Consider the following 13,992-nt stretch of genomic DNA (forward strand, 5'->3'; position numbering starts at 1 on the left):
CCCGCCGCACGGGACTGGTGCTCCGCACGGGCTGGTGCGCCGCCCGGTGCGAAGCGGGACACTCTAGCCCTTTCTCACGTTCGCCGTTCCCTGGCCATCGCTCGAACGGGTGATCCGTTTCACGCTGGGCAAGAGCGGGACCGCGGCGCGTGGTGGGCTCGGTAGCATCAAGCACCGGCCGGGAGAAGCGATCCGACCCTCCCCTTCGCCGGTCGACGCCGCCGGAGGTGCCCATGACTGCAGAGGCCGCGAACCCTGGTGCCCACAGCCGGCGGCGGGGGCGCCCGCGCATCGACCTCCGCCGCATCGGCCGTGCCGCCCTGATGGGCCCCAACGGCCGGGACCGCCTGCCGGACGCCATCGGCCATGTCGTGGAAGCCCATCGCGCCCACCACCCCGACGCCGACCTCGATCCGCTGCACCGGGCCTATGTGCTCGCGGAGTCGTCCCACCGGGGCCAGTTCCGCAAGAGCGGCGAGCCCTACATCACGCATCCCCTCGCCGTCACCCTGATCCTCGCCGAACTGGGCGCGGAGACCACCACGTTGACCGCCTCCCTCCTCCATGACACCGTCGAGGACACCGAGGTGACGCTGGATCAGGTCAAGGCAGGGTTCGGCGCCGAGGTCTGCTACATCGTGGACGGCGTCACCAAACTGGAGAAGGTCGACTACGGCGCCGCCGCCGAGCCGGAGACCTTCCGCAAGATGCTCGTCGCCACCGGCAACGACGTCCGGGTGATGTCGATCAAACTCGCGGACCGGCTCCACAACATGCGCACCCTCGGCGTGATGCGCCCCGAGAAGCAGGCCCGTATCGCCAAGGTCACCCGGGACGTCCTCATCCCGCTCGCCGAACGGCTCGGCGTACAGGCGCTCAAGACCGAACTGGAGGACCTGGTCTTCGCGATCCTCCACCCCGAGGAGTACGAGCGCACGCGCGCCCTGATCGCCGGGAACGCGACCGCCTGCACCGCCCTGGAGGCCATCGCCGGGCAGTTCCGCTCGGTGCTGCGCGAGGCGGACATCCCGGCGGAGGTCCTCATCCGGCCCCGCCACTTCGTCTCCGTCCACCGCGTCTGCCTCAAACGCGCCGAACTGCGCAGCACCGACTTCGGGCGGCTGCTGGTCCTGGTCCCCGACGACGCCGACTGCTACGGCGTCCTCGGTGAACTGCACACCTGCTTCACCCCGGTGATCTCGGAGTTCAAGGACTTCATCGCGGCCCCCAAGTTCAACCTCTACCAGTCGCTGCACACCGCCGTCGCCGGACCGGACGGCGCCGTCGCCGAAGTCCTCATCCGCACCCACCGGATGCACAAGGTCGCCGAGGCCGGCGTCGTCGCCCTCGGCAACCCCTACGTACCCACCGAGGGCGCCGAACCGCCGGACGGGGAGCGCGCCGACCCGACCCGGCCCGGCTGGCTGTCCCGGCTGCTGGAGTGGCAGGAGGCCACCCCCGACCCGGACACCTTCTGGACCTCCCTGCGCGCCGACCTCGCCCAGAACCGCGAGATCACCGTCTTCCGCGCCGACGGCCGCGCCCTCGGCCTGCCCGCCGACGCCACCTGCGTGGACGCGGCCTACGCCCAGTACGGCGAGCTGGCCCACACCTGTATCGGGGCCCGGGTGAACGGGCGTCTGGCCACCCTCAGCACCGAACTGCGCGACGGGGACACCGTGCACGTCCTCCTCGCCCAGGACGCCGCGTCCGGGCCGTCGCCGGACTGGCTCGACCACGCCCGCACCCCGGCCGCCCGTATCGCGATCACCAGCTGGCTGGAGGCCCATCCCGAGGGCCCCGGCGCCCCGGCCGCGGTGCCGCGCCGTCCCGCCCAGCGCGCGGCGGGCCGCCCGGACGCCGCCAACGCCGTGGTGGACCTGCCCGACGCGACCGTCCGCCTGGCCGGCTGCTGCACCCCCGTACCGCCCGACCGCGTGACCGGCTTCCCGGTACGCGGGGGAGCGGTGACCGTGCACCGGCAGGAGTGTCCGGCCGTGCTGCGGATGGCGGACGCCGGCCGGGCCCCGGTGGACGTGCGGTGGGGGGAGGCGGCGGAGTGCCGGGTCACCCTCGTCGTCGAGTCCTTCGGGCGGCCCCGGCTGCTCGCCGACCTCACCGAGGCCATCGCCACCGAGGGCGCGGCCGTCATCTCGGCGACCGTCGAGCCCCCCAGCGAACAGCGGGTCCGGCACACCTACACCCTGCGGCTGCCGGACGCGGCCGGACTGCCCGCGCTGATGCGGGCGATGCGGGACATCCCCGGCGTGTACGACGTCAGCCGGAGCCGTCACCCGGCGTCGACGGTCTGAGGCGCCCCGCGCGGGCACCCGACGCACACGGTCCGATCCGGCACCCCGCGTGGGCACCCGACGTACACCGTCCGATCCAGTGCCCCGCGCGGGCCCCCGGCGCCGACCGCCCGGTCCGGAGCCTTCGTTCGGGTGGGCGGCCGGGGCGCCGTCGCGCGCCCTCCCCGTCCGCCCGGCGGTGCGCTGGTACCGGTAGGGCATGCTCCACTCCTCCCGGCGGCGCCTGCGCGCCGCCCTGCTCGTCGCGGCCGCCTCCACCCTCGTCGCCGCGGCGCTGCCCGAGCCCCGTGCGCTCGGCATCGGCGACCGGCTCTTCCCCGAACTGGGCAACCCCGGCTACGACGTCATCGCCTATGACATCTCCCTCGCCTACCGGGGCGCCAACGACCGGCCCATGGACGCCGTCACCGTCATCGACGCCTGGGCGGCGCGTGAACTCGGCCGCGTCAACCTGGACTTCACCCACGGCACCGTCCGCTCCGTCGAGGTGAACGGCAGCCCGGCCGCGTTCGCGACCGCCGGTGAGGACCTGGTCGTGGAACCGGACCGGCCCGTGGCGGCCGGCACCCGCATGGCGATCACCGTCACCCACACCAGCGACCCCCGCGGCCCCGCCGACGCGGGCGGCTGGGTGCGCACCGGGGACGGGCTCGCCCTGGCCAACCAGGCGGACGCGGCGCACCGCGTCTTCCCGTGCAACGACCACCCCTCGGACAAGGCGTACTTCACCTTCCGGGTCACCGCCCCCAAGGACACCACCGTGGTCGCGGGCGGCAGCCGGGTGGGCCTCGGCCACCAGGGGACGACCTCCACATGGACCTACCGGACCGCCCACCCGATGGCCACCGAGCTGGCCCAGGTGTCCATCGGCCGCTCCGCCGTCCTGGAACGGCGCGGTCCGCACGGACTGCCGGTGCGCGACGTGGTCCCCGCGGCCGACCGGGAAGTGCTGGAGCCGTGGCTGCGCAGGACCCCCGGGCAGATCGCCTGGATGGAACAGCGCGTCGGGCGCTACCCGTTCGAGAACTACGGCGTCCTGGTCGCCGACGCGGACACCGGCTTCGAGCTGGAGACCCAGACCCTGTCCCTGTTCGAGCGCTCCCTGTTCACCCGCCCCGGCCTCCCCGCGTGGTACGTCGAGTCGATCATGGTGCACGAGCTGGCCCACCAGTGGTTCGGCAACAGCGTCTCGCCCCGCACCTGGTCCGACCTCTGGCTCAACGAGGGCCACGCCACCTGGTACGAGGCCCTGTACGCGCAGGAGAAGGGGGAGCGGCCCCTCGTCGAGCGGATGCGCCGCGCCTACCGGCTCTCCGACGGCTGGCGCGCCGCCGGCGGCCCGCCGGCCCGCCCGGACGCCCCCGAACCCGGCCGGAAGCTGAGCCTCTTCCGGCCCGTGGTGTACGACGGCAGCGCCCTCGTCCTGTACGCGCTGCGGCAGACCATCGGCACGGCGGCCTTCGAGCGCCTGGAGCGTGCCTGGGTGAGCACCCACCGTGACGGCACCGCGGGCACCGAGGACTTCACGGAGCTGGCGTCCCGGGTCGCGGGTCGCGACCTGGGCGCTTTCTTCGACGGCTGGCTGTACGGCGCCACGACCCCGCCGATGCCGGGGCACCCCAACTGGCGCAGCGACCCGCCCCGGCAGTCCGCGCCCGGGCAGCGCACGCCCGCCACCGGATCGTCCGCGCCAACCGGATCGTCCGCCCCCGCGGGATCGTCCGCGCCAACCGGGTCCTCCGCCGCGGCCGGATCGTCCGCGCCGACCGGGCCGTCCGCGCCCGCCGGAAAACCCGCGTGACGCGTCCTTCGCGCCCGTGGCACCATCGACGGGCCGGCGGCGCCCGCCGCGGGCCGGGACCACGGGCCGCGCCCCGGGCCGGGGAATCTTCCCGCACCGCGGTGCGTTCTCCTCTGTGAAGCACCGGGCACACTTCTCCCACAGGGCGAACAGGGGTCATGGTGCGTCCGCACCGGCTTCCCAGCCCTTCCTTCGACGCAAAGGATCCAATGACCTCCTCTTCATCCCCTTCCCAGGACGAGCAGAGCTTCGCGGAGACGCGCACCGAGAGCCTTCGGGCCGATGCCCTGATGGAAGAGGACGTCGCCTGGAGCCACGAGATCGACACGGAGCGGGACGGCGAGCAGTTCGACCGCTCCGACCGTGCGGCGCTGCGCCGCGTCGCGGGCCTCTCCACCGAGCTGGAGGACGTCACCGAGGTCGAGTACCGGCAGCTCCGCCTGGAGCGCGTCGTCCTCGTCGGCGTCTGGACCTCCGGCACCGTGCGGGACGCGGAGAACTCCCTCGCGGAGCTCGCCGCCCTCGCCGAGACGGCGGGCGCCCTCGTGCTCGACGGCGTGATCCAGCGCCGCGACAAGCCGGACCCGGCGACCTACATCGGCTCGGGCAAGGCGCAGGAGCTGCGGGACATCGTGCTCGAGAGCGGCGCCGACACCGTCGTCTGCGACGGTGAGCTCAGCCCCGGCCAGCTCATCCACCTGGAAGACGTCGTCAAGGTCAAGGTGGTCGACCGGACCGCCCTGATCCTCGACATCTTCGCCCAGCATGCCAAGTCCCGTGAGGGCAAGGCACAGGTGGCCCTCGCGCAGATGCAGTACATGCTGCCGAGGCTCCGCGGCTGGGGCCAGTCGCTCTCCCGTCAGATGGGCGGCGGCGGCGGTGGCGGGATGGCCACCCGTGGCCCCGGTGAGACCAAGATCGAGACGGACCGGCGGCGGATCCGCGAGAAGATGGCGAAGATGCGCCGGGAGATCGCGGAGATGAAGACCGGCCGCGAGATCAAGCGCCAGGAACGCAGGCGCAACAAGGTCCCCTCGGTCGCCATCGCCGGATACACCAACGCGGGCAAGTCCTCGCTGCTCAACCGCCTCACCGGCGCCGGAGTCCTGGTGGAGAACGCCCTGTTCGCCACCCTGGACCCGACCGTGCGCCGCGCCGAGACGCCGAGCGGCCGGCTCTACACCCTCGCCGACACCGTCGGCTTCGTCCGGCACCTGCCGCACCACCTCGTGGAGGCGTTCCGCTCCACGATGGAGGAGGTCGGCGACTCCGACCTCATCCTGCACGTGGTGGACGGCTCGCACCCCGCGCCGGAGGAGCAGCTCGCCGCCGTGCGCGAGGTCATCCGCGACGTCGGCGCGGTCGACGTGCCCGAGATCGTGGTCGTCAACAAGGCCGACGCGGCGGATCCGCTGGTCCTCCAGCGGCTGCTGCGGATCGAACGGCACGCCATCGCGGTGTCGGCCCGGACCGGTGCCGGGATCCCCGAGCTGCTGGCGCTCATCGACAACGAGCTGCCGCGGCCCGAGATCGAGGTCGAGGTCCTGGTGCCGTACACGCACGGGTCCCTGGTGTCCCGGGTGCACGCCGAGGGCGAGGTGATCTCCGAGGAGCACACCGAGGAGGGCACCCGCCTCAAGGGCCGGGTCCACGAGGAACTGGCCGCGGCGCTCGCGCCGTACACGCCCGCGACCCGCTGACCGGCCACGGGCCGGAGGCGCCGCGCGCACGGAAGGGCCCGCTCCCCTCGGGGAGCGGGCCCTTCCGCTTGTTCCGGGCCCGACGAGCGGGCGTTGCCGGCCGGCGGACTTCTCGCTCGTCACCGAGCAGGTCCGCTCGGCGCACTCGTCCGGCCGGAGACCGGCGAGCCGGCCCCGAGCGACCGGCCCGGCCGAGGTGTCGGAGGCGAAGCACGGTCTTCCCGCCGGGCCTGCCGGGGCTGCACCGGGTCTCCACGGCGTACGGGGCATTCCCACCGGAGCGCAGGGCCCCGGCGCACGGACCGGCCCGCCGCCCGCCGGAGCGGACAGCGGGCCGGGTCCGGTCACCGGTCGCCGGGGATCACCGCCCGGCGAACTTCCGGCTCACCGCGTCGTACACGCCCTTGGCCTCGTCGCCCAGCCGCGGCCCGGCGAGCCAGCCCGCGGTCACCGGCCCGATGGAGGTGTTGGAGACCAGGGCCGGCTTGCCGTCCCGGCCCTGCGCCACCCAGCCGCCGCCGGAGGAACCGCCGGTCATCGTGCAGCCGATGCGGTACATGGTGGGCTGCTCGGTCTTGAGCGACAGACGCCCCGGCTTGTCGTCGCACTGGAACATCTTCTCGCCGTCGTACGGCGGGGCGGCCGGGTAGCCGGTCGCCGTGATGCCCGGGATCTCCGCCACGGCGGGGGCGTTGAACTCCACGGGCAGCGCGGCGCCGACCGTCTCCTCCAGCGACTTGCCGGTGCGGCCCTTCTCCGGGGTGACGTGGATGACGGCGAAGTCGTACGGCGCGCCCTGGCCGCCGGTGGCCGCGCCCTGCGCGATCCACTGGTCCGAGGTCTGCGCCCAGTCGCCCCACCACACGCCGTGCGGCGCGATCTCGTCCTTGTCCGCGGACTGGGTGGCCTTGTCGTTGTAGGCGGGGACGAAGGCGATGTTGCGGTACCAGCCGCCGGACTTGCCCGCGTGGACGCAGTGGCCCGCGGTCCACACCATGTTGGACTTCCCGGGGTTCGCCGGGTCCTTGACGACCGTCGCCGAGCAGACCATCGAGCCCTGGGGGCCGTCGAAGAAGACCTTGCCCGCCTCGGGCACGGCCGAGTGGTACGGCGTCTTCACCGGCACGGCGTCGACCGGCTCGGGGGTCGGGTCGGTGACGCCCTCGTCCCCGGAGATGTCCGGCTCGACCGGCTTGGTCGGGGGCTTCTCCGCGTCACGCATCCGGTCCGGGTCCCACAGGTCCTCGATGATCGGGTTGACGTAGTCCTTGGCCTCGCGCAGCCACGTGTCGCGGTCCCAGTTCTTCCACTCGCCGTCCCGCCACTTGTCCAGGTCGATCCCGTGCTCCTTGAGCCGGTCCTTCAGATCGTCCGGAATAGTGATCTTGCCGTCGGCCGCCGGCTCGCTCACCGGGGCGCTCGGCTTGTCCCCGGCCTGCTCCTCGCTCGGGCCGCAGGCCGTGGCGGTGAGCGCCAGTACGGCGGCGAGCGAGGCCGCCGCCAGCGTCGGGCGAATGGGTCGCATCTGGTGATCCCCCTGGGACTTCGGTGCTGCTGTTCCGCTCTTCTGCCGAACCACAACGTGTCGGAAATATCGGTGCCGCGGCGTCGTCGCCGGCCGCGGACGGGTCCGCGGCCGCACCCGGCGGACGTGCCGCCGGGTGCGGCCCCCACTATGCCGGTGCCGTTGGGGACGGCGTGCGGCAGGTCCGCGGTTCCCCCGCCGGACGGATCTTCCGGCGGAGCGTGATCCTCCGGGTCCCCCGTCGTTGGTACGTGCGGGGGACGGCCCGGCTGCCTCACGACCCGACGGACCGCCAGGCCGGTGCGCCGCGCCGAGCGTTCCGCGTGCGGGAGCCGTACCCCCGACGACACAACCGTGACAGCGGGAGGACCGAGAGCCGTGGCCGTGAACCGACCAGCCCCGACGGCTGCCACATCCGTCCACGAGGGCATCCTGCGCCGGCAGTCGCTGCGCGAGTCCGCCGCCCGGACGTACGCCCGCTCGCTGCCGATCGTGCCGGTGCGCGCCCGCGGGCTGACCATCGAGGGCGCCGACGGCCGCCGTTACCTCGACTGCCTCTCCGGCGCGGGGACCCTGGCGCTCGGCCACAACCATCCCGTGGTCCTCGAAGCGATCAAGAAGGTGCTGGACTCCGGGGCGCCCCTGCACGTCCTCGACCTCGCGACACCCGTCAAGGACGCGTTCACCACCGAGCTGTTCGCCACCCTGCCGGGGGAGTTGGCGGACGACGCCCGGATCCAGTTCTGCGGCCCGGCCGGCACGGACGCCGTCGAGGCCGCGCTCAAACTCGTCCGCACCGCGACCGGCCGCCAGGGCATGCTCGCCTTCACCGGCGCCTACCACGGCATGACCGCGGGCGCGCTCGACGTCTCCGGCGGGGCCACCGATGTGCGCGTCACCCGGCTGCCCTTCCCGTACGACTACCGCTGCCCGTTCGGGGTCGGCGGCGAGCGCGGGGCCGAACTCGCCGCCCGGCTGGCCGCCGGAGTCCTGGACGACCCCAAGAGCGGGGTCCCGGCGCCCGCCGGCATGATCCTGGAACCCGTGCAGGGAGAAGGCGGGGTCGTCCCCGCCCCGGACACCTGGCTGCGCCGGATGCGGGAGATCACCGCCGCCCACTCCGTCCCGCTGATCGCCGACGAGGTGCAGACCGGCGTCGGACGGACCGGCGCCTTCTGGGCCGTCGAGCACAGCGGTGTGGTGCCCGATGTGATGGTGATGTCCAAGGCGATCGGCGGCTCCCTGCCCCTCGCGGTGATCGTCTACCGCTCCGGCCTGGACGCCTGGCAGCCCGGTGCCCACGCGGGAACGTTCCGCGGCAACCAGCTTGCCATGGCCGCGGGCGCCGCCACCCTCGCCTTCGTCCGTCAGAACCGCCTCGCCGAACGGGCCGCCACCCTCGGCGCCCGGATGCTCGCCCGTCTCCAGGGCCTCGCCGCCTCGCACCCCTGCATCGGTGATGTCCGGGGCCGTGGGCTGATGATCGGTGTGGAGCTGGTCGATCCCGAGACGACCGCGCCCGACGCCCTCGCCCCGCCGCCCGCGCCGCGCCTCGCGGCCGAGGTGCGCCACCAGTGCCTGGAGCGCGGCCTCATCGTCGAGCTGGGCGGACGGGAGTCGGCGGTCGTACGGCTGCTGCCGCCGCTGACACTCACCGACGAACAGGCCGACGCCGTCCTCGACCGGTTCGCCGACGCGCTCGCCACGGCCGAGCGGTCGGTCCGGAGCCGGGACGTCCGCGCGGCCCCGGTGGGCTGACCGCCGGCCCGCCGCCCTGCCCGCCGTCCTGCCCGGCACCACCCGGCCCATCCCTCCCACGGGACCGCCCACCCCCGGCCCCGCCCCGCACGGCCCCCACCCCCCGGCCCCGCCCCGCCCCGCACGGCCCCCACCCCCGGGCCCCTCCACCCGGACACCGCCCCACCCGGACCCCCGAGGAACCCCGTGAACCCCAGCCCCGCCCCCGAAGCGCCCGAGGCCGACGACCGCCCCGCCCCCGCCCCGGTCCCCGGGCCCGCGCAGGAGACGCCGACCGTGCCCCGCCAGCACCACGGCACTCTCGACGACGCCCTCCCGCACCGCGCGGACCCCGCCCGGGACGCGGTCCCGGAGACCTCGGCCGACCGGGACCCGGCTCCGGAGCCCGCCGGCGACCACCTCGACGCCCCCGACCCCTACCGCGCGGCCGACGGCGCCGCCGTGGAGAGCCTGCTGCGCTGCTGGGTCCGGGAGACCGACCTGCCCCGCCCCGCCGGCGACACCCTGAGCATCCCCCTGACCGCCAGCGGGACCGTGCTCCTGGTGCCGGTGCGCTACTGGTCGCCGACCGGCTGGCACCGCTTCGGGCCGCCCGTCCTCGCCGGGGCGCCGGCCGGGTCCGGGCCCGCCGACGCCGTCACCGTCGCCGCCCTACTCCACCGGGAGGCGGGCGCGGCCGAGGGCGCCGAACTCGTCGGGCGGGTGGCCGACTCCGTCCGCCGCACCGCCGCGTTCGTCGCGGTGCGACGGGAACGGCCCGAAAGCCCGCACGGCACGGACCTGTTCCTCGCCGCCGAGCAGTCCCTCCTCCTCGGCCACCCCCTGCACCCGACGCCCAAGAGCCGGGAGGGCCTCTCCGAGAGCGAGGCGGAGCGCTACTCGCCCGAGACCCACGGCTCCTTCCCGCTCCACTGGATGGCCGCCGACCCCTCCGTTCTCGCCGCCGACTCCGCCTGGACCGAGCAGGGCCGCCCGCTGCCCGCCGCCCGGCTCGCCGCCCGGCTGGCCGGGGACGCTGTCGCGGGCCGGGCCCCCGAGGGCTGGGCCGTCCTGCCGCTGCACCCCTGGCAGGCACGCGAGCTGAGCCACCGCCCCGCCGTCGCCGCCCTTGTCGATGCCGGACTGGTGCGCGCCCTCGGCCCCGGGGGCGCGCCCTGGCACCCCACCTCCTCCGTACGGACCGTGTACCGGCCCGGCGCGCCCGCGATGCTCAAGCTCTCCCTCGGGCTGCGGATCACCAACTCCCGGCGGGAGAACCTGCGCAAGGAACTCCACCGGGGCGTCGAGGTCCACCGTCTGCTCCGCACCGGCCTCTCGGCCCGCTGGCGGGCCGCACACCCCGGCTTCGACATCGTCCGCGACCCGGCCTGGCTCGCCGTGGACACCCTGGACGGCGCACCGGTGACCGGGCTGGACGCCGTCCTGCGCCACAACCCCTTCGGCCCCGGTGACGACGCCGTGTGCGTCGCCGCCCTCACCTCGCCCCGGCCCTGGCCGGGCCACGACCGGATGCGCTCCCGTCTGGCCGACGTGATCGGGCAGCTCGCCGCCCGCACGGGCCGCCCGGCGCCCGCCGTCGCCGCCGAGTGGTTCCTGCGCTATCTGGACCAGGTGGTCCGCCCGGTGCTCTGGCTCGACGCGCACGCGGGCATCGCCCTGGAGGCCCACCAGCAGAACACGCTGGTCCTGCTGGACCGGGAGGGCTGGCCGGCCGGCGGGCGCTACCGCGACAACCAGGGCTACTACTTCCGGGAGTCCCGCCGCGAGGAGCTGAACCGGCGGCTGCCCGGAATCGGTGAGACGAGCGACACCTTCGTCCCCGACGCGGTCACCGACGAGCGCTTCGCCTACTACCTAGGCATCAACAACGTCCTCGGCCTGGTCGGCGCGTTCGGCGCGCAGGGGCTTGCGGACGAACGCGTGCTGCTCGCCGCGCTGCGGCGCTTCCTCGCCGCGGAGGCCGCCGCCGGGGGTTCACCGCTGCCCGGGCAGCTCCTGGCGGCGCCGGTGCTCCGCTCCAAGGCGAACCTGCTCACCCGGCTGCACGGCCTGGACGAACTCATCGGCCCGGTCGACACCCAGTCCGTCTACGTCACCGTCGCCAATCCGCTGCACGCGTGAGCGGCCGGCGGTCCGCACCGGGACCGCCGACCGCCGACGACCGGGACGACATCAGGAGGAGGGGCCGGTGGCCGCACCGCAGAGCACCGGGGCCGGGGCAAGGACCGGGGCCGGGACTCGCTTACGGGCCGGGGACGGGGCCGGTCCGCGCGCCGGGAGTGGTACCGGCCCGCCGTCCGGGCTTCTCGACGCGCCCGGCAGCTGGCGCCCCGCGCGCACGCCCTTCGGCGACCTGCGCCTGCGGCCCGTCGACGCCGGGCGCGACCTCGCGCTGATCACGGGCTGGATGAACGACCCGGCCGTCGCCGCGTTCTGGGAGCTGGCCGGGCCCGAGAGCGTCACCCTCGCCCATCTGCGGCCCCAACTCGACGGCGACGGGCGGAGCGTGCCCTGTCTCGCCCTCCTCGACGGCACCCCCGTGGGCTACCTCGAGCTCTACCGTGCCGATCTCGACCCGCTGGCCCGCCACTACCCGGCGCGCCCGCAGGACACCGGGGTCCATGTCCTCGTCGGGCGCGGCGCCGACCGGGGCCGGGGCCTCGGGACCGCCCTGCTGCGCGCCGTCGGGGACCTCGTGCTCGACCACCGCCCGCGCTGCGAGCGGGTCGTCGCCGAACCCGACGTGCGCAACGCGCCCTCCGTCGCCGCTTTCCGCAGGGCCGGCTTCCGCCTCCAGGAGGAGATCGACCTGCCCGGCAAGCGGGCCGCGCTGATGGTCCGCGACCGTGCCACCGGGAGCCGTCCGTGAAGCAGCCGCCGCCCTCCATACCCCGTGCGCCCCGCGCCGATTCACTCCGAGGAGTCCCCGTGCCGAACACCTCCGTGCCCGCCGCCCCCGCCCGCGGCGGCCCCCGCCCCGAAGCGCCCGGACTGCGCACGCCCCCGGGGCTGACCGGGCCGAACTGGGACCGGGCGGCGGGCCGGCTGCTCGCCAAGATGCTCGGTGAGTTCGCGTACGAGGAGATCGTCTCGCCCCGTCCGCTCCGGAGGACCGACCGGGGCCCGGGGGAGTTGGGTGCCGACCGGGGCCCCGGGGAGTCCGGTGCCGGCCCGGACCGGGCGCGCGTCGCCGCGTACGCCCTCGATCTCGGGGACGAGGGACGTCTCACCTTCAGGGCCCGGCGCGGCGCGTACGGGAGCTGGCGCGTCGAGGCCGGATCGACCGCCTGGGACGGGAAGCCGTTCGCCGACCCCCTCGCCTTCCTCGCCCGCGCACGGGACGCCCTCGGCCTCGACGGCGCCACCCTCGGCCACCTCCTGCGCGAGCTGTCGCTCACCCTGACAGCCGACACCGCCCTCGACCACACCGCCCGCACCGCCGCCGAACTGGCGGACCTCGGCTACGCCGAACTGGAGGGCCACCAGACCGGCCACCCCTGGCTGGTCCTCAACAAGGGCCGCATCGGATTCTCGGCCTCCGACACCGCCCGCTGGGCCCCCGAGTCCCGCCGAGCGACCGCCCTGCCCTGGCTCGCGGTCTCCACCCGGATCGCCGCCTACCGGGGCACCGGACCCGTCGGCACCCCGGCCGACCTCTACCGCCGTGAACTGGGCGACGGCACCCGCGCCCGCTTCGAGGCCGTCCTGCGCGACCAGGGCCTGGACCCCGCCCGGTATCTGCTGCTGCCCATTCACCCCTGGCAGTGGGACGAGACCGTCCTCCCGCTCTACGCCCCGGCCGTCGCGCGCCGTGAGATCGTGCCCCTGCCCAGCGACGGCGACCTGCGCCTGCCCCAGCAGTCCATCCGCACCTTCGTGAACACCGACCGGCCCGACCGGCACATGGTCAAGCTGCCGCTCTCGATCCTCAACACCCTCGTCTGGCGCGGCCTGCCCACCGAACGCACCCTCGCCGCCCCGGCCGTCACCGCCTGGGTGCAGGGCCTGCGCGACGCGGACCCCTTCCTGCGCGACGAGACCCGGGTGATCCTCCTCGGCGAGGTCGCCTCCGTCACCGTCGAACACCCCCTGTACGACCGGCTCGACGATGTGCCCTACCAGTACCGGGAACTCCTCGGCGCGATCTGGCGCGAACCTCTCCAGCCCCGGCTGGACCCCGGCGAGCGCGCCCGCACCCTCGCCGCCCTGCTGCACACCGACCCGGCCGGCCGCGCGTTCGCCGCCGAACTGGTCGAACGGTCCGGACTCGCCCCGGAGGTGTGGCTGCGCCGCCTGCTCACGGCCCTCCTCCCGCCCCTGCTGCACTTCCTGTACCGCTACGGCACGGTGTTCTCGCCGCACGGGGAGAACGCGATCGTCGTGTACGACGAGCACGACGTCCCCGTCCGCCTGGCGATCAAGGACTTCGTGGACGACGTCAACGTCAGCGCCCGGCCCGTCCCCGAACTCGACGCCATGCCCGAGGAGGTGCGGCGGGTACTGCTCACCGAGGAACCCGGCTTTCTGACCCAGTTCATCCACTCGGGGCTCTTCACCGGGGTGTTCCGCTACCTGGCGCCGCTCTTCGAGGACCAGCTCGGCGTCCCCGAGGACCGGTTCTTCGCTCTCGTACGCGCCGAGATCCTGGCCCACCAGGCGCGGTTCCCCGAGCTGAAGGAGCGCTACGAGCTGTTCGACCTGCTCACGGACCGTATCGAGCGGCTCTGTCTGAACCGCAACCGGCTGCACCTGGACGGCTACCGGGACCGCCCGCACCGGCCGCACGCGGCGAAGCACGGGTCCGTCGCCAACCCGCTGGCGACGGAAGGATGACGGGCCCGGGTGGGTCCGGCCGCCCGTCCCGTGAGCACGAGGTGACGGCGGTGTCGGTGGCGC

The 13,992-nt window shown here is 74.7% G+C and carries 8 protein-coding genes; 7 read left to right on the plus strand and 1 reads right to left on the minus strand.

The features are described from left to right. Positions 1-233: 233 nt before the first annotated feature. From C593_RS0126560 to hflX, 3 genes are all read left to right on the plus strand, one after another. Complete coding sequence (locus C593_RS0126560) at positions 234-2,312, plus strand: HD domain-containing protein (protein WP_018850365.1); 2,079 nt, start codon at positions 234-236, stop codon at positions 2,310-2,312. A 199-nt stretch (positions 2,313-2,511) separates the two neighbouring features. Next, positions 2,512-4,113 (plus strand): M1 family metallopeptidase, encoded by a 1,602-nt coding sequence (locus tag C593_RS0126565; RefSeq protein ID WP_018850366.1) that lies wholly within the window; start codon positions 2,512-2,514, stop codon positions 4,111-4,113. 209 nt (positions 4,114-4,322) lie between these two features. Beyond that, positions 4,323-5,813 carry a GTPase HflX gene (hflX, locus tag C593_RS0126570; RefSeq protein ID WP_018850367.1) on the plus strand — a complete coding sequence of 497 codons (1,491 nt, stop codon included), beginning with the start codon at positions 4,323-4,325 and terminating at the stop codon, positions 5,811-5,813. Between the two features lie 361 nt (positions 5,814-6,174). Here the strand turns inward: hflX and C593_RS0126575 are convergent, their stop codons facing one another. Further along, complete coding sequence (locus C593_RS0126575) at positions 6,175-7,338, minus strand: hypothetical protein (RefSeq protein ID WP_018850368.1); 1,164 nt, start codon at positions 7,336-7,338, stop codon at positions 6,175-6,177. 378 nt (positions 7,339-7,716) lie between these two features. Between C593_RS0126575 and C593_RS0126580 the strand changes: the two genes are divergently transcribed. From C593_RS0126580 to C593_RS0126595, 4 genes are all read left to right on the plus strand, one after another. Further along, complete coding sequence (locus C593_RS0126580) at positions 7,717-9,096, plus strand: diaminobutyrate--2-oxoglutarate transaminase family protein (RefSeq protein ID WP_018850369.1); 1,380 nt, start codon at positions 7,717-7,719, stop codon at positions 9,094-9,096. 186 nt (positions 9,097-9,282) lie between these two features. Further along, positions 9,283-11,217, plus strand: a complete 1,935-nt coding sequence (locus tag C593_RS0126585; protein WP_018850370.1) for an IucA/IucC family siderophore biosynthesis protein — start codon at positions 9,283-9,285, stop codon at positions 11,215-11,217. A 67-nt stretch (positions 11,218-11,284) separates the two neighbouring features. Then, positions 11,285-11,965 carry a GNAT family N-acetyltransferase gene (locus C593_RS30575; protein WP_018850371.1) on the plus strand — a complete coding sequence of 227 codons (681 nt, stop codon included), beginning with the start codon at positions 11,285-11,287 and terminating at the stop codon, positions 11,963-11,965. Between the two features lie 59 nt (positions 11,966-12,024). After that, positions 12,025-13,929 carry an IucA/IucC family protein gene (locus C593_RS0126595; RefSeq protein ID WP_018850372.1) on the plus strand — a complete coding sequence of 635 codons (1,905 nt, stop codon included), beginning with the start codon at positions 12,025-12,027 and terminating at the stop codon, positions 13,927-13,929. The last annotated feature ends 63 nt before the right edge of the window (positions 13,930-13,992 follow it).

The organism is Streptomyces sp. CNT372 (assembly GCF_000377145.1).

What these genes read in the sequence shown, in the direction of transcription:
- C593_RS0126560 (WP_018850365.1), top strand. Translation starts at nt 234, where the DNA reads ATGACTGCAGAGGCCGCGAACCCTGGTGCCCACAGCCGGCGGCGGGGG.
- C593_RS0126575 (WP_018850368.1), bottom strand. Translation starts at nt 7,338, where the DNA reads ATGCGACCCATTCGCCCGACGCTGGCGGCGGCCTCGCTCGCCGCCGTA.
- hflX (WP_018850367.1), top strand. Translation starts at nt 4,323, where the DNA reads ATGACCTCCTCTTCATCCCCTTCCCAGGACGAGCAGAGCTTCGCGGAG.
- C593_RS0126565 (WP_018850366.1), top strand. Translation starts at nt 2,512, where the DNA reads ATGCTCCACTCCTCCCGGCGGCGCCTGCGCGCCGCCCTGCTCGTCGCG.